At 64.3% G+C, this 15,708-nt stretch carries 11 protein-coding genes; 4 read left to right on the top strand and 7 right to left on the bottom strand.

The annotated features are described in order from the left end of the window. Positions 1 to 83: 83 nt before the first annotated feature. The 3 genes from DY201_RS04095 to DY201_RS04085 are packed head-to-tail and all read right to left on the bottom strand — an operon-like array spanning position 84 to position 5,825. Positions 84 to 3,431 (bottom strand): error-prone DNA polymerase, encoded by a 3,348-nt coding sequence (locus tag DY201_RS04095; protein ID WP_115730102.1) that lies wholly within the window; start codon positions 3,429 to 3,431, stop codon positions 84 to 86. Next, a complete protein-coding gene (locus tag DY201_RS04090; RefSeq protein ID WP_245431888.1) occupies positions 3,428 to 4,942 on the bottom strand; it encodes a Y-family DNA polymerase in 1,515 nt (504 codons plus the stop codon). Before DY201_RS04090 ends, DY201_RS04095 begins: the two co-directional genes overlap by 4 nt. After that, positions 4,839 to 5,825, bottom strand: coding sequence for an ImuA family protein (locus tag DY201_RS04085; RefSeq protein ID WP_115730101.1), 987 nt, complete (start codon positions 5,823 to 5,825; stop codon positions 4,839 to 4,841). Before DY201_RS04085 ends, DY201_RS04090 begins: the two co-directional genes overlap by 104 nt. A 190-nt stretch (positions 5,826 to 6,015) precedes the next feature. Between DY201_RS04085 and DY201_RS04080 the strand changes: the two genes are divergently transcribed. After that, positions 6,016 to 6,438 (top strand): metallopeptidase family protein, encoded by a 423-nt coding sequence (locus tag DY201_RS04080; RefSeq protein WP_115730100.1) that lies wholly within the window; start codon positions 6,016 to 6,018, stop codon positions 6,436 to 6,438. A gap of 16 nt (positions 6,439 to 6,454) precedes the next feature. Here the strand turns inward: DY201_RS04080 and DY201_RS04075 are convergent, their stop codons facing one another. Next, positions 6,455 to 6,664, bottom strand: a complete 210-nt coding sequence (locus DY201_RS04075) for a DUF1737 domain-containing protein (protein ID WP_115730099.1) — start codon at positions 6,662 to 6,664, stop codon at positions 6,455 to 6,457. 13 nt (positions 6,665 to 6,677) lie between these two features. Further along, positions 6,678 to 7,568: an HpcH/HpaI aldolase/citrate lyase family protein gene (locus tag DY201_RS04070; RefSeq protein WP_115730098.1), complete on the bottom strand. Its 891-nt coding sequence runs from the start codon at positions 7,566 to 7,568 to the stop codon at positions 6,678 to 6,680. A 97-nt stretch (positions 7,569 to 7,665) separates the two neighbouring features. Between DY201_RS04070 and DY201_RS04065 the strand changes: the two genes are divergently transcribed. Continuing rightward, the gene (locus tag DY201_RS04065; RefSeq protein WP_115730097.1) at positions 7,666 to 8,835 is read left to right on the top strand and encodes an NAD(P)/FAD-dependent oxidoreductase; all 1,170 of its coding nucleotides are present in this window, start codon (positions 7,666 to 7,668) and stop codon (positions 8,833 to 8,835) included. Positions 8,836 to 9,285: 450 nt separating this feature from the next. Continuing rightward, positions 9,286 to 12,069, top strand: a complete 2,784-nt coding sequence (locus tag DY201_RS04060; RefSeq protein ID WP_165916095.1) for an autotransporter family protein — start codon at positions 9,286 to 9,288, stop codon at positions 12,067 to 12,069. 145 nt (positions 12,070 to 12,214) lie between these two features. Here the strand turns inward: DY201_RS04060 and pepT are convergent, their stop codons facing one another. Both pepT and DY201_RS04050 read right to left on the bottom strand, forming a co-directional pair. After that, positions 12,215 to 13,456 (bottom strand): peptidase T, encoded by a 1,242-nt coding sequence (pepT, locus tag DY201_RS04055; RefSeq protein WP_115730095.1) that lies wholly within the window; start codon positions 13,454 to 13,456, stop codon positions 12,215 to 12,217. A gap of 160 nt (positions 13,457 to 13,616) precedes the next feature. Continuing rightward, positions 13,617 to 14,570, bottom strand: coding sequence for an alpha/beta fold hydrolase (locus tag DY201_RS04050; protein WP_245431887.1), 954 nt, complete (start codon positions 14,568 to 14,570; stop codon positions 13,617 to 13,619). 110 nt (positions 14,571 to 14,680) lie between these two features. Here DY201_RS04050 and DY201_RS04045 point away from each other — a divergent pair, with 110 nt between their 5' ends. Further along, a complete protein-coding gene (locus DY201_RS04045; RefSeq protein WP_115730094.1) occupies positions 14,681 to 15,697 on the top strand; it encodes a GlxA family transcriptional regulator in 1,017 nt (338 codons plus the stop codon). The last annotated feature ends 11 nt before the right edge of the window (positions 15,698 to 15,708 follow it).

Genomic DNA, 15,708 nt, shown 5'->3' with positions numbered 1-15,708 from the left:
GGAATCGATTTCGGTGCTCACGCGCTTGTTCAGGACTTTGCGGGCATCCCCTTGCGCCCAAGCTCGCGTTCAACAAACTTCCTTCATTGAAAATTGCGCCCCTTGGGCATGACGCTGCTGGCCTTGCGGGCGAGCCTTTCATAGCTCTGGGTAACACGCGGATCTTTTGCTGCTTTCTCCGCAGCGCTTTGCCGCGCTCCATTAGCCAGGGCGGGCACGACCTGAGCATCGGTTGACGCCTGCAGCTCTTCCGACATCGCTGCCAGCCAATGCGTCAGGTCCTCCATCTTGTCGGCGACGATGTGGATCACGCCTGATTCCGCCTGGAGCTTGCCGGTGACGCGGATGAACTTCGACCCCATGATGACAGGTCGGAAACGCTCGAAGACCCGCGCCCAGACGATGACATTGGCGATCGAATGCTCGTCCTCCAGTGTGAGGAAGATGGCATTGCCTTTGCCCGGTCGCTGGCGGACCAGAACCAGCCCTGCAACGGACACACGCCGCCCGTCGGGCACGCTGCCGAGCCGGGCATTGGGTGTGATGCCGGCGCGGTCGAGGTGATGCCTGAGGAAGGCCACCGGATGCGCCTTCAACGACAGGCCGAGCGAACGGTAGTCATGGATAACGTGTTCGCCGAGCGGCATCGACGGCAAATGCGTCTCAGGTTCGTTGTTGACCAGCTGGACATCGGGACGGTCGAACAGCGGCAGCATCTCGGCGGCACTTTTGCCATCGAGCGCACGCACCGCCCAGAGGGCGGCACGCCTGTCGATATCGATCGAACGGAAGGCATCAGCCTGGGCGAGCAATTCGATCTCGCCGACATCGAGCCCCGAGCGCAGCCAGACATCGCGCACCGAGACATAGCCCTTGCCGCGCCGTTCGACAAATGCCTGCATCTTCTTGTCGGAAAGCCCCTTGATCTGACGGAAGCCGAGTCGGACGGCGTGGCTGGTCCTGATGACATCCCGCATTTCGGCATGGCGTTGCTGAATGCGCTTTGGATCGAAGCCCGAACGCTCGAGCGTGCAGTCCCAGACGGAGTGATTGACATCGACCTGGCGGATTTCGACGCCGTGATCCTGCGCATCGCGCACCAACTGCGCCGGCCGATAGAATCCCATCGGCTGCGCGTTCAGGATCGCCGCACAGAACACGTCGGGATAGTAGGCCTTGAACCAGCAGGAGGCGTAGACGAGCAGCGCGAAGGCCGCAGCATGGCTCTCGGGGAAACCGTACTCGCCAAAACCCTCGATCTGCTTGAAGCAACGCTCGGCGAAGTCGCGCTCGTAACCTTTCTTGACCATGCCGCTGATCATCTTATCGCGGTAATTGCCGATCGTGCCGGTGCGCTTGAAAGTCGCCATGGCGCGCCTGAGTTGGTCGGCCTCGCCGGGCGTGAAGCCGCCGGCTACGATGGCGATTTTCATTGCCTGCTCCTGGAACAAAGGCACGCCCAGTGTCTTGCCCAGGATGTCTTCGAGTTCTTCCTTCGGAAAGGCTACCTTCTCCTTTCCTTGCCTCCGCCTGAGATAGGGGTGCACCATGTCGCCCTGGATCGGACCGGGGCGGACGATCGCCACCTCGATGACAAGATCGTAGAACTTGCGTGGCCGGAGCCGCGGCAGCATCGACATCTGCGCCCGGCTCTCGATCTGGAAGACGCCGAGCGTGTCGGCCCGGCAGATCATGTCGTAGACCCTTTGATCCCCCGGTGGCAGCGTCGCCAGCGTGTAGGGCCGGCCATGGCGGTCACGCTCGTCATAATGTGCCTCGAGCAGGTTGAAGGCCTTGCGCAGGCAGGTCAGCATGCCGAGCGCCAGCACATCGACTTTCAATATGCCGACAGCATCAAGATCGTCCTTGTCCCATTCGACCATCTTGCGCTCGTCCATCGCCGTCTTGACGATCGGCACGATCTCGTCGAGCCGGTCGCGGGTGATGACGAAGCCGCCGACATGCTGGGACAGATGGCGTGGAAAACCCATGATCCCGTTGGCATGCTCGATCACATGCCGGGTCACAGGATCTGCCTTGTCGAGGCCGCCCGCGGTCGTTTCCGTCTCGCCAAGCACGGAGGAATACCAACCCCAGATCGAGCCCGACAAGGCGCCCCTGATATCGTCCGACAGACCCATCGCCTTGGCGACCTCGCGCAGGGCCGAGCGACCGCGATAGGTGACGACGGAAGCCGCCAGCGCCGTGCGCTTGGCGCTGTATTTTTGGTAGATAAACTCGATGACCTCGTTGCGTCGCTCGTGCTCGAAGTCGACGTCGATATCCGGCGGCTCGCCACGCTCCTCCGAGATGAAGCGCTCGAAAAGCACATCGACGATGTCGGGTCCGACATCGGTGATGCCGATACAGAAGCAGATGACCGAATTGGCGGCAGACCCGCGCCCCTGGCAGAGGATGCCCCTCGAACGCGCGAACTGGACTATGTCGTGGACGGTGAGGAAGTAGCGGGCGTAATTGAGCTTTTCGACGATGCCGAGCTCATGCCTGATGATCCCCTGAACCTTCTCCGGAACCCCGTCGGGGTAGCGCTCTTTTGCCCCTTCGCAGGTCAGCCTTTCCAATTCCGCCTGCGGTTCGAGACCCGATTCCGTCGGTTCGTCGGGATAATTGTATTGGAGCTCCTTCAGCGAGAAATGCAGGCTTTCGGCAAAGCGCAGCGTCTCGGCCAGGGCCTCCGGGTGGTTGCGAAAAAGCCTCGCCATATCGACCGGCGCCTTGAGGTGGCGTTCGGCGTTCGCCTTGAGCTCGAAGCCAGCCTCGGCAACAGGCACACTGAGGCGGATCGCAGTCAGCACGTCCTGAAGCGCGCGCTGGCTCGGGGCATGGTAGAGCGCATCATTGGTCGCCATCAGCGGCACGCCTGCCATCGCGGCCATGGTCACGGCCTGCTCGATCCTGAAGCGGTCGTTGCCGTCAAAATTCGGCGCGACCGCCAGCCACAAGGAGGTGCCGAACCGCTCCTTGAGACTGCGCAGAAGCGTGACGTCATCTTCCGTGGCAGCCGTCACGTCGGGCAGGATGGCGAGCGACAGCAGGTCGCCCCACTCCAAAAGATCCTTCCGGTAGAGAAGCGGTGCGCCCTTTTCGCTCTCATCCCGTATATTGGCCTGGGTAAGCATGCGGCACAGATGCCCCCAACCCTTGCGATCCCTGGGGTAGGCAAGCATGTCGGGCGTGCCGTCGGCGAAAACCAGCCGACATCCCGGGTGGTAGGCCATCTCCTCCGTCTGAGCCATCTTCCATGCGCGGACGACACCCGCCACCGTGTTGCAGTCGGCAAGGCCGATGGCCGAAAGCCCCAGAAACTTCGCCGCGATCACCAGCTCTTCCGGCGCGGAAGCCCCCCGCAGGAACGAGAAATTCGACTGGATGCCGAATTCGGCATAGTTGGCAGCAACGACCATGTTCATGCGAAGACCCCGTGCAGGAACCAGCGCGGCACCGCTTGCGCATTGTAGAGGCCCTGCCTGTAGAGCCAGTAGCGGCGGCCTTCGGCGTCCTCGATACGGTAGTAGTCGCGCGTCGGCGCGTCCGACTCCTCGCGCCACCATTCGGGTGCGATGCGTTCGGGCCCTTCCGCGCGGGCCACGCGATGCAACGCCCGGCGCCAGCGGAAATTGAGCGGCGGACCATCGGGAACCTCGGTCGCCGGAACGTCAATGGGTTCGGGCTGTCGGAACAGGCGGATGGGGCGGTCGACCTGTCGAGGGCGCCGGCCGGCTTGCTGCACCGGCTTGGCCGGACACGCTACCAGGCTTTTGCGGGCCTCCTCCTGGGCATAGGGCCGGGCAGGCGAAGCACGTTCGGGCAAATGGCTCTCGACGGGGACGGCTTCGAGTACCGCGGCGTCGCCAAGGCGGGCACCGATGCGATCGGCAAAGATCGCCAGTTCCTCGCCGCCATCTTCGACCTCGCCGGCAAGGTCGGCCTGGCGCGCGTCGAAGCGGGCCGTCGACAGGGCGGAGAGACGCACCAGGTCGAAGCCATAGCCGGCATCGAGGCTCTCGCCGAGCATCGCCAACCGCTCATGAAACAGCCTGCGCACCAGTGTCGGCTCACGGATGGGGCGCGAGGCACCGACAGTTATGCGGCTGACCATGCCATCGACCCGAAACAGCAGGAGTTCGAGCGCCCGCGCACCCTCCTCCCTGCGTTCGAGATCGACCTTGAGGGTGGCGGCGAGCAGGCCGATCAGCCGCTCGATGTCGTCGATCAGCGACAGCGGGTCGGCGAGATGCCGTTCGACCGAAAGCGGGGCGACCGGCAGGCGCGGCGAGATCGCCTCCTCGAGCCGGCCCAGCGCCTGGTCCAGCCGCTCGATGAGCTCAGTGCCGAAGCGGCGGACGAGCGGAGCGCGCGGCCCGTCCATGATCGCACCGACGCTGCGCAGTCCGACGCTTTCGAGGCTCGCCTTGGTCCTGGCATCGATCCTGAGCGCCGACAGCGGCAAGCGGGCGAGAAAATTGCGCTCGTTGCCCGGAGCCAGGATCTGGCCGGCGGCAAAACGGGCCGCAGCCCATGCAGCACCGGGCGTCGAGGCAAGACCGGCGCGCACGTCGAAACCCTGATGGAAAAACCGCGCCATGAGGTCGGCGAGCAGCGCCTTTTCGCCACCGAAGAGATGGGCGCACCCGGTGATGTCGAGGAACAGCCCGTTTTCGCCGTCGATCGCGACAAGCGGCGTGTAGCGGTCACACCAATCGGCCAACCCTTCGAGCAGCCTGCGGTCGGCCTCGGGGTCGGCCTCGACGACGTCGATGTTTGGATGCATGGCGCGCGCCTCGGCGATGCCCATGCCCGGCTTCAGCCGGAGCGCCTCAGCCCGTGCGTCGAGGCCGGCGATGCGCTGGGTGTTGCTCTCCCGATGGCTGGTTACCAGCGGCTTCAGCGGCTGCGGGCTTGAACGCCAGGACCGCCCCAACCTGCGTCGGAGGATGCGTTCGGCCGCGAGATGGGGAAACCACAGCGACACGATTCTCTGGGTTTCGTTCTGCGAGGGTGCGTGCATCGGGGTTCCATTCCAGAATGAAGCTGCCGGGAAGAGCGGTACGGCTCTTCCCGATCTCGACAGCAAAAGCCGGTGCTGCGATCGAACCGACCAGCGGCCCGAGAAGCGTCTGCCGCAGGGTGGCCGGCGCGGGCGAGACGACCAGCCGCACGGGTGCTGCCGTTGGCTCCGGCGCGGCCGACTGGCGCAACAGGAAGACCGGCCGGCCGCTGTCCTGCGCCCGCCGGTGCAGGCGGCGCGTCGCCGTGAGGTCGACGCTGCGCGGATTGCCGCGCAGTTCGACGACGACGGCTGCGATCTCCTCGATGCGGGCAGCCTCTTCGGCAATCCACAGCACATCGGCGGCTTTCGGCGCCTCGGCAAGCAGCAGGCTTTCGGCTGATAGGCCGAAGAAGCTGGCGAGACCCGGCGCATAAGGAAGCCCCGCCTCCCGGAACATCTCTGTGCTACCCACCCACAACACCAGGTCCCTGGGCCGCGACCGCTCCTTCAGCATGACGCTGACGAGGCAGAGCGCGAGCCCAGCGGCCGCACCGGCATTTCGGGTTTCGGTGCCATGGATCTCGGTCAGCGCCGCCTTCGGCAGGCCGCCGCCGAGCACCTCGTCGAGGCGTTCGACACCTGTCGGCAGGAAGAAGTCGCGCGCCGAGGCATGGCCGTTGCGGCGGACCAGGAGCCCGGCGACCGGTTGGCCGTCGGCAGGCGCGACCAGCCTTTGGGCCAGCGTTCCCTCGATCTTCGCTATCTTCTGGCGCAAGGCAAAAACGACATCCCGCGCCACGGCGCTGGTCGCCATGTCGATCTGCTTCCCCGGTTGTTCCTGTTATGTTCTTATAGATTCCAGAGGCGCTAGGGAGAGTCAAGTCGATTCAAGGAGAATTTATTCCTCTCCTGCCCTGCTCCTGTTGCCGCTAATTTGGCGCCCGAGCGGCAAAGGCCTCGTAAGCGTGGCGGCAAAGGGTTATATGCCCCCAAAAGGACAAAGAATGGCCCGCATTTACAAGACCCGCGCCTGGCACGACCAGCTTTCGCCCTCGATCGAGGAAATGGAGCTCCTGGCGCTCGAAGCCTATGCGCATCTGCCGGAGGAGTTTCGCCAGCTGACCGGCGAGGTCGTCATCCTGCTGGCCGAATTCCCGACCGACGAGATCATGGACGACCTGTCGCTTGAAACGCCGTTCGACCTGCTCGGCCTGTTCGAGGGACGCGGCATCGCCGAGCGCTGGAACCCGCAGACCGGCGAAGGTCCCAACCGGGTCACGCTCTACCGCCGCGCCATTCTCGACTACTGGGCCGAGAACGAGGAGACGCTGGGCGACATCGTCACCCATGTGCTGATCCATGAGATCGGCCACCATTTCGGCCTGTCCGACGAGGACATGGAAAGGCTGGAGGAAGCCGCCGAATAGCGGCAGCTCCCCGACATCAGTAGTCGCTGAGCTTGGTGACGCCGGCCTCGTAGTCGTGGCCCTCGACATCCTTCACCACCGCCTGGCCGCAGCGCATAGTCCTGGTTTCGGCGTCGAACGAATAGGTCGGCGAGCCGAACAGGTGCCAACCCTTGTTCACTGCAGCCGTAACCTTGTGGCAGAAGGTTGCGTCGTCGGGGCCGGTCAGGAAGCGGTAGAGTTTCATGGCGGTGTCCCTTTCAGTGCTTGAGGCTTTCGAGCTGCGCTGCCCGCGCCAGAAGCCGCTCGGCCTCTGCAAGGTGCAGCCGCTCGACCATCTTGCCGCCGAGCGAGATTACACCTGAGGACGTGTTCTCAGGAAGCGCGAAGGCGTCGACGACGGCCCGCGCCTCGGCAAGTGCCTCGACTGAGGGCGAGAACGCCGCATTGGCCGGGCCGATCTGGGCCGGATGGATGACTGTCTTGCCCGAAAAGCCCATGGCGGCCGCCTCGCCACACTCGACGGCAAAGGCCTCGAGATCGCGGAAATCGTTGGAGACGCTGTCGAGCATGTCGACACCGCCGGCGCGGGCGGCGAGCACCATCTGCATCAGCCAGGACTGGAGATAGCGGCGGTCGGGCGTGAGCTTGACGCCGGTGTCCTTGGCAAGGTCGTTGAGCCCGGCGATCAGGCACGACAGCCGTGCCGAGGGATCGCGGCCGAGCTCGGCGATGGCCGCCAGATTGACCAGCGCCCGCGGCGTCTCGATCATCGCCCAGAGCTTGAGCGTGTCGGGCGCGTCGGCCTCGTCGAGCACGTCATTGGCTTCGAGCAGGTCGCGCGGCGTCTCGACTTTGGGCAGCACCACGCCATCGGCGGCCCAGCCGCCGGCGGCAGCGAGATCGTCCGGCCCCCACTGCGTTTTCAGCCCGTTGATGCGCACGACATATTCACGTGCCCCGGACGGCCGTTCGGCGAAGAATTTTGCCAGCCTGTCCCGTGCCGCCAGTTTGTGCTCGGGCAGCACGGCGTCTTCCAGATCGAAGATGACGGTGTCGCAGGCGAGCTGCGCAAGCTTGGCGATCGCCTTTTCGTTGGTGGCGGGAACGAACAGCACCGAACGGCGCGGGCGGGGCAGAGAATGTGACATCTGGTCTTCTTGCCCGGCAATGCTGGCCCTTGCAAGGGCTTGTCGGGCGGTGGCGTAACTGCTGTTGTCCTCCAGCACAGACAGACGGGAACACTCCATGGCACGCTACGACGTGGTCATCACAGGCGGCGCGATCGTCGGCAGCTCGATCGCCTATTATCTCCGCGAGGAGGGCTTCACCGGCTCGATCGCGCTTGTCGAGCGCGACCCGCAATTCGCCCATGCCGCGACCACTTTGTCCTGCGCCTCGATCCGCCAGCAATTCTCGATCCCAGAAAACATCCGCCTGTCGCAGTTCACGCTTGCCCTGTTCCGGCGCCTCAAGGAGGAGTTCGGCCCCGACGCCGACATCGGCTTCCGCGAGGGCGGCTACCTCATCCTCGCCGGCGACAACGGCCTGCCGATCCTCAAGGCCAACCACGAGGCCCAGATGGCCGAGGGTGCCGACATCGTGCTCGAGGACGCCGAGCAACTGCAGAAACGCTTCTCCTGGATCTCGACCGAGGGCATTTCCGCCGGCGCCTATGGGCTGTCAGGCGAAGGCTGGTTCGACGCCCATGCCATGCTCGGCCTGTTCCGCAAGGCGCTGAAAACCAAGGACATCGAGCTGATCACATCTGAGGTGACAAGCATCGAGCGTGTCGGCAACCGGGTCACGGCAGTCACGCTTGCCAATGGCGAGCGGCTGGAGGCGGGCACGCTGTTCAACGCCGCCGGGCCGAATGCCGGCAAGGTCGCTGCCATGGCTGGGCTGGTGCTGCCGGTCGAGCCGCGCAAGCGCAACGTCTTCGTCTTCGAGGCGCGCGAAAAATTCGCCGACATGCCACTGATGGTCGACCCCTCCGGCGTCTATGTTCGCCCCGAAGGTTCGGTCTACATCACAGGCGGGGCCGAAAGCGAGGATGGCGAACTGGCCGCCGACCCCAAGGATTTCAACCCCGACTGGGGCCTGTTCGAGGAGGTGATCTGGCCGGTGCTGGCAACCCGCGTGCCGGCCTTCGAAGCGATCAAGGCGACGCAGGCCTGGGTCGGGCATTACGACTACAACGCACTCGACCAGAACGCGGTGATCGGCCCGCATCCCGAGGTACAGAACTTCATCTTTGCCAACGGCTTTTCCGGCCATGGCCTGCAGCAGGCGCCGGCGGTCGGCAAGGCGCTGGCCGAACTGCTGGTCCATGGCGCCTACCGCACCATCGACTGCTCGGCCTTCGGCTACCAGCGCATCGCGGAGGGGCGGCCGTTCCGCGAGCTGAACGTGATTTAGGTATTTTGCTGCTGCCAACCTCCTGGCGTAGAGCTTCATCTGCGCCAACTTATGGGGAGGTTGGTTCCTCCGCCCATGCGTAAGGAGCCATGGCCATGAAAAGCGCCCTCGGTGTCCCGGTAGTGGTTTTCGCTGGTCTGCGAAGTGCCCAAGAACTCACCCTATGGGTAACAGAGCCTCTTTGAGCTGTGTGCGCCTGGCAATGCCAAACATCAGTCAGGCAAATCCGATTTGCTGAGCTCTATGTATCAGCGCTGAACAGATAAGAATTCATTAAGTCTCTCTGACAAACGGAACCGGCTTTTCCTTGCCAAAGAAGCTTCTATCGATTTCAACGTAACAAATCTTAGGCAGTGCATACAGGGAATTGGAATGATGCAGTCTTGCGCGGACGGGGGCGCACCGGGTACCAAATCAACCAGAAATTACAAGCTTCTTTCGGGCGTCTGCATGACCGCCCTTGCCATAGCCTTCCCAACGCCAGCGGCACGGGCGGCGAGTTTCGAGGCGTCCAGCCAGACGGAACTCTACCAGGCGATCGCCGACGCCGAGGCGCACGGCGATGCAGCCTCGACCATCACGCTGACCGGCAGCTTCTCCCTCGATAGCTCGCTACCGGCCATTTCAGGCAAGAACATCACCATCGCCACAGGCACCAACACGCTCTCTTACAACCCCGCCGTGTCGTTCAACGTCACGACCGGCGCGAGTCTGACGCTCACGGGCAATATCTTGGGCAGTGGCGTCCTGAATCCTGGCGTGCTCAGCAAGGTTGGCGGTGGACAACTTACCATCGGCGGGGCGACCGGCGCCGGCATCACCAGAATCGGCCTTGGCGCGGGGCACACCCTCATCAACGGCGGCAGCCGGGTCACATTCGGCTCCTCCGCCGGCGGAACCGTGTCGCAATTGGATATTGCCGGCGAGGTCGGACAAGTGGCGAGCCTGACGGTATCGGGTCAGGGCACCCGGCTGGTCGCGACGGGAACCGACCCGAATGACTTGAGCGGCGGTGCCGGAAGCCAATCGACCCTGACCATTGAGGATGGAGCCGTCTACACCACGACGCGGGCCATAAGAGTTCACACGACAAGTTCGCAGGGTACCGCCACCGTCAACGTGCAAGGTGAAGGTTCGACGCTGGAAGCCGCGTCCTTCATCTCAACCAACGGCACAAGCTACATCAATGTCCTCGATGGCGGCTTGGTCGACATCAGCGGCGCCACCTCCTTCGGCGGCGCCGGAAATGCCAGCTGGTACACAGCACAAGTCATGGCGCAGGTGTCCGGCGAGGGCTCCAGATGGAACTCTGGCGCCATAGCCATGTACCGTGGCTCGCTTTCGATCCTCGACGGCGGCGTCATGACCGGGACGACCGTGAACATCGCGACCGTTCCGGGCAACGTGGTGCCCAACTTCAACGTTCTCGTTTCCGGCGAAGGGTCTGAACTCAGTGGAACCGCGATCAATCTGGGAACCACGGGTACCGGTGTCCTGACCATCGCCAACGGGAGCAGAGTGGTAGTGAATGGAGGTGGCTCGGCGCTCGTGATGGGCGGCCTCGATCCGGACAGCAACGCCACGCTGAACATCGGCGGAGCGGTTGGCCAGGTTGCGACGGGGGCGGGCACACTCGAAGCCTCTGCCATCACCCTCGCGGCCACCGCCGACATCAACTTCAACCACACCGAAGCCGGCTACATCTTCGACCTGCCGATCAACGGCAGCGGCGCGATCAACCAGCTCGCCGGCCGCACCATCTTCAACACCAACCAGACCGGCTTCACCGGCCTTGCCAGCGTTTATGGCGGCACGCTCGAGGTGAACGGCATGCTCGGCGGCATCATTGACGTCCGAGGAGGCACTCTTGCCGGTATTGGCTCTGTCGGCGACACCCGGAATTTCGCCGGCGGAGCGATCGCTCCCGGGATCAACGGCATCGGCACGCTGACCATCGACGGCAACTACACGGGCAATGGCGGCACCCTTCAGATCGACACCTCCCTCGGCAGCGACTCCTCGCCCACCGATCTTCTCGCCATCACCGGAGAATCGATCCTTGGGGCCGGCGCGACGCGGGTCTTCGTCACCAACTTCGGCGGAGCCGGGGCGGAGACCATCGGCGACGGCATCAAGATCGTCGATGTGGCGGGGACATCCGCCACCAATGCCTTCGTGCTCGGCGCCCCGGCAATCGGCGGGGCCTACCTCTACGGCCTCTTCCAGAACGGCATCGTCGATCCCACAGACGGCGACTGGTATCTGCGTATGACCGATACCCTCGCGCCGACCGTGCCTATCTATGAGAACTATCCGATCGTCTTACTCGGCCTGACCGACCTGCCAACGCTGCAGCAGCGCGTCGGCGACCGCTACTGGCCTGGGGCAAGCGAAGTGGCCGGCTCCGCCATGGGTGATGCGGGCCCGCGCAATTTCTGGACGCGGATCGAAGGTGCGCACGGCCATGTCGAAGGGGGTTCGACGGCGGGCGCCTCTTATGACAGCAGCCGCTATCTGGTGCAGGCAGGCATCGACGGTCTGCTAACCGAAAACGGCTCGGGTGTGCTGATTGGCGGCATCAACGCGCAATATGGCCGGGTCAACGCCGCCATCCGCTCCAGCCTCGGCAATGGTACCAATTCGACCGACTCCTATGGCGGCGGCGCGACATTGACCTGGTATGGCAGCGACGGCGTCTATGTCGACGGCCAGGCCTCGGTTACCCGCCTCTCGAGCAAACTTGCTGCCGATGCTGTCGGCAAGCTCGTCGACGACAATCAAGGCCTTGGCTATGCCTTCAGCATCGAAGCTGGCCGCAAGGTTGCCGTAAGCGGCAACTGGTCGGTGACCCCGCAGGCACAGCTTGCCTACGCCTCCGTCGACATTGACGAGTTCGCCGATCCGTTCGGCGCCAAGGTGTCGCTGGACAGTGGCGACAGCCTGAAAGGACGGATTGGCGTTGCCCTGAACTATGACGCAGGCAGCAGCGCGAGCGGCAGCCATGTCTACGGCATCGCCAATCTCACCTACGAATTCCTGGATGGAACGGCTGTCGATGTGGCGGGTACCAAGATCGCGTTCGAACCCGATTCCTTCGGTGCGGAACTCGGTCTTGGCGGCACCTATCGCTGGGCCGGAGGCAAGTACGCCCTGTACGGCGAAGCACTGGCCTCCACCAGTTTCGAGGGCAGCTACGGCTTCAAGGGCACGGTTGGGTTCAGCACCGCGTTCTAGATTCCAAGGAGCACGATGGCCCGCCGCTGACGGCGGCGGGCCTTTTCGTTTCAACGTCTTGAAGGCTGCCAGTCCGCTATCGGCCCAAATTGCGACATGTGAGCAGGCGATTGCCGCTATTGGCGCAAAGCCAAGCTGGCCGCCCCTACGCCCTCTCCTCCCACACCTTCGCCAGTTCCACGATCGTCTTCACCGCCCTTTCCATGTCCTGACGGCTGACCCACTCGAGCGGAGAATGGAAGGCGTGGCCGCCGGCGAAGATGTTGGGGCAGGGCAGGCCCATGAAGGACAGGCGCGAGCCGTCGGTGCCGCCGCGGATGCTGCCGCGCACTGGCTCCATGCCGGCCCGGCGGACGGCTTCAAGCGCGTTTTCGACGATCTCGGGGTGGCGGTCGAGCACCACCTTCATGTTGCGGTACTGCTCCTTGACGGTGAAGCTGTAGGAAGAGCCGGGATAGGCTTTCAGCACGTCCTTGACGATGTCTTCGAGCAGTTTTTCCTTGGCGGCGAGGCCCGCTTCGGTGAAGTCGCGCACGATCAGGCTGAGCGCGGCCTTTTCCATCGAGCCCGACAAAGCGGTGGGGTGGAGGAAGCCTTCGCGGCCCTCGGTGGTTTCGGGCGAAAGCTCCTTCGGCAGCCGGTCGACGATGGCGCCAACGATCTTGATGGCGTTTTCCATGCGGCCCTTGGCGAAACCGGGATGGATGGCGACGCCTGAAATGGCGATCTCGACGCCGTCGGCGGAGAAGGTCTCGTCCTCGATATGGCCGGCGGTCTCGCCGTCCATCGTGTAAGCGAATGTGGCGCCGAGCTTGGCGAAGTCGACCTTGTCGACACCGCGGCCGATCTCCTCGTCGGCGGTGAACAAAAGCTTGACCGCGCCGTGCTTGATATCGGGATTGGCGATGAGGAACTGTGCTGCCGTCATGATCTCGGCGATGCCGGCCTTGTCGTCGGCGCCGAGCAGCGTGGTGCCGTCTGTGGTGACGATGTCATTGCCGATCTGGTTCTTCAGCTCGGGATGCTCGGTCACGCGGATGACCTGCTGCGGGTCGCCTGTGAGCCGGATGTCGCCGCCGGCATAGTTGCGGAGAATCTGCGGCTTGACGTTGGTGCCGGTGAAATCGGGCGCGGTGTCCATATGCGAGCAGAAGCAGATGACCGGAACCTGCTTTTGGGTGTTGGCCGGCACCGTGGCGTAGACATAACCATGCTCATCGAGATGGGCGTCGCTGAGGCCGATCGCCAGAAGCTCTTCGACGAGCAGGCGACCGAGGTTCTTCTGCTTCTCGGTCGAGGGCTGGGTCGGCGAGCTCGCATCGGACTGGGTGTCGATGGCGACGTAGCGGAGGAAGCGGTCGAGCACGGTGTCGGGGGTGGCGGTCATGGGGGAGCTCCAATGCATCGGCAATGCACTGCTATAGCCGCCCGGGCGGGTGCCGTGAACGGGTTTCGCGCCTGCTGTGGCCGCTGTCCGCGTGATCGGCGTGGTCTGGCCCAAGCAGCACCCGGCGGAACCGGGCCCTTCAAGCCGATGTGCCTGCACCTCAGCGCGGCGCAGCGCTGTTCTTGACGATGGCCGGGACGACGACGCCCCAGTCGTCTTCATGAAGCTCATGACCGCCGCCTTCGACGACGACATATGTCGAGCCCTTGACCGCGTCGGCGATCGCCTTGCCGTGGACGATCTGGAAGATCGGGTCGGCAGTGCCATGGATGACGGTAAGCGGCACGTTCAGGCCGGGAAGCTTGCCCTTCACCGCTTCGCCGCCGGCGAGCATGAAGTGGTTGGTCGCCGAGAGGTAACCACCGGAGCGGTCGTGGTCACGCTCGATGAAGGCGAGAGTCTTGGGCGCGTCGTGCGGATGGGCGGTGCTTGCGATCACCCTGGCTTCGCCGGCGATGAAGCCGGTCGACTGGGCGCGGTCGGACCAGTCGACGCCCTCGCCCGTCGCTGCGTGCTCCATGTAAGCAGGGCTCGGCGGCGGCAGGTCGAGATCGAGGCCGATGGGCGTGGTCGACACCAGCGTCAGCGAAGCGACGCGGCCGGGCGCCGACAGCGCCAGGATCTGGGCGATCATGCCGCCCAGCGACATGCCGACGACATGGGCCTTTTCGATGCCATAAGCGTCGAGCACGGCGATGGCGTCTTGAGCCATGTCGTCCATCGAATAGGGTGGCTTGCCCGGCGCGAATTTGGTCGACAGGCCGGTGTCGCGGTTGTCGTAGCGGATGACATAGCGGCTGCTGGCAGCGATCAGGCGGCAGAAGTCTTCCGGCCACCACAGCATCGAGGCCATGGCGCCCATGATCAGCAGCACCGGCGGCGCCGAAGGCTCGCCGAAGGTTTCGGTGACAATCTCGACGCCATTGGCACGGACGGTCTTTGTGGTGGTTTTGCTGGCCATCGCCTTACTCCCCGGGGTTGCGCCGAAAACGGCGAGCACTGCTGCGGAGAGCAGGAAGCGGCGCCGGCTGGTCGTGTTGATGTGATCTGGCATTTCGATCTCCTCGCGCCCGCTGGGCGGCTTGGACGGACACTAGGGACGTCGAAGTCGGATCGCGAGAGCGATACTGGACAAAAACGAGGCATACGTGCCACTGATGGCACATGAAAACCCAGGCCGAACCCCTCCGCATCAGTCTGCTTGCCTTGCCGCAGACGACACCGGCGGCGGTATACGGGCTGTTCGAGGTGCTGTCGGCGGTGGGCTCGATCTGGGACCGGCTGACCGGGCAGCAGACCAGGGCACGGCGCATCTCAGCCGAGATCGTGGCACGAAGCAAGGAGGCGTTCACCTGCGCCATCGGCACGCCGATCCAGCCGCATGCGACATTCGCCGACACAGAGAATACCGACGTGGTGATCGTCACCGACCTGGCGCTGCCGCTCGAGGGTGGCGCGGCGCTCGGATGGGGCGATGAGATGGAATGGGTCCGGGCGCAGCTGTCCGCCGGCGCCACCATCTGCTCGGTGTGCACAGGCTCGATCTTCCTCGCCGAGGCTGGGCTGCTCGACGGCAAGGACGCAGCCTCGCATTGGATCGCCGCCGACATCTTCCGCGACAACTATCCCTTGGTGCGATTCCGGCCCGAGCGCATCGTCTGCGACATGGACCCTGAGGGACAGCTGATCACGACAGGTGGCGCGTCGTCCTGGGAAGACCTCGCACTGCACCTGATCGCGCGCCACAGCGGCAGGGAGGAAGCAGCGCGCATCGCAAAAGTGTTCCTGCTCGGCGACCGCAGCGACGGCCAGTTGCCTTTCGCCGCGATGGCCAAGCCCAGGCGCCACGAGGATGCGGCGATCGGCAACTGCCAGCTCTGGATCGCCGACAATTACGCCTGCGCCAATCCGGTGACGCGCATGGTCGCCGAAAGCGGTCTGCCCGAGCGCACCTTCAAGCGCCGCTTCAAGGCGGCGACCGGCTACACGCCTGTCGATTATGTGCAAAGCCTGCGTATCGAGGAGGCCAAGCAGATGCTGGAGGCCACCGCTGACGCGACGGACGAAATCGCCGAGACCGTCGGCTACGAGGACCCTGCGTTCTTCCGGCGGCTGTTCCGGCGCCATACCGGCATTACGCCGGCGCAATACCGGCAGCGGTTTCGCCTGACGCGGTCGTAGCGGCCACCCGG

Origin of the sequence: Aminobacter aminovorans (genome assembly GCF_900445235.1) — a bacterium.
Lineage (GTDB): Bacteria > Pseudomonadota > Alphaproteobacteria > Rhizobiales > Rhizobiaceae > Aminobacter > Aminobacter aminovorans.
Note: the sequence above shows the minus strand (reverse complement) of the source record. Positions and strands in the feature narration are given on the sequence as shown.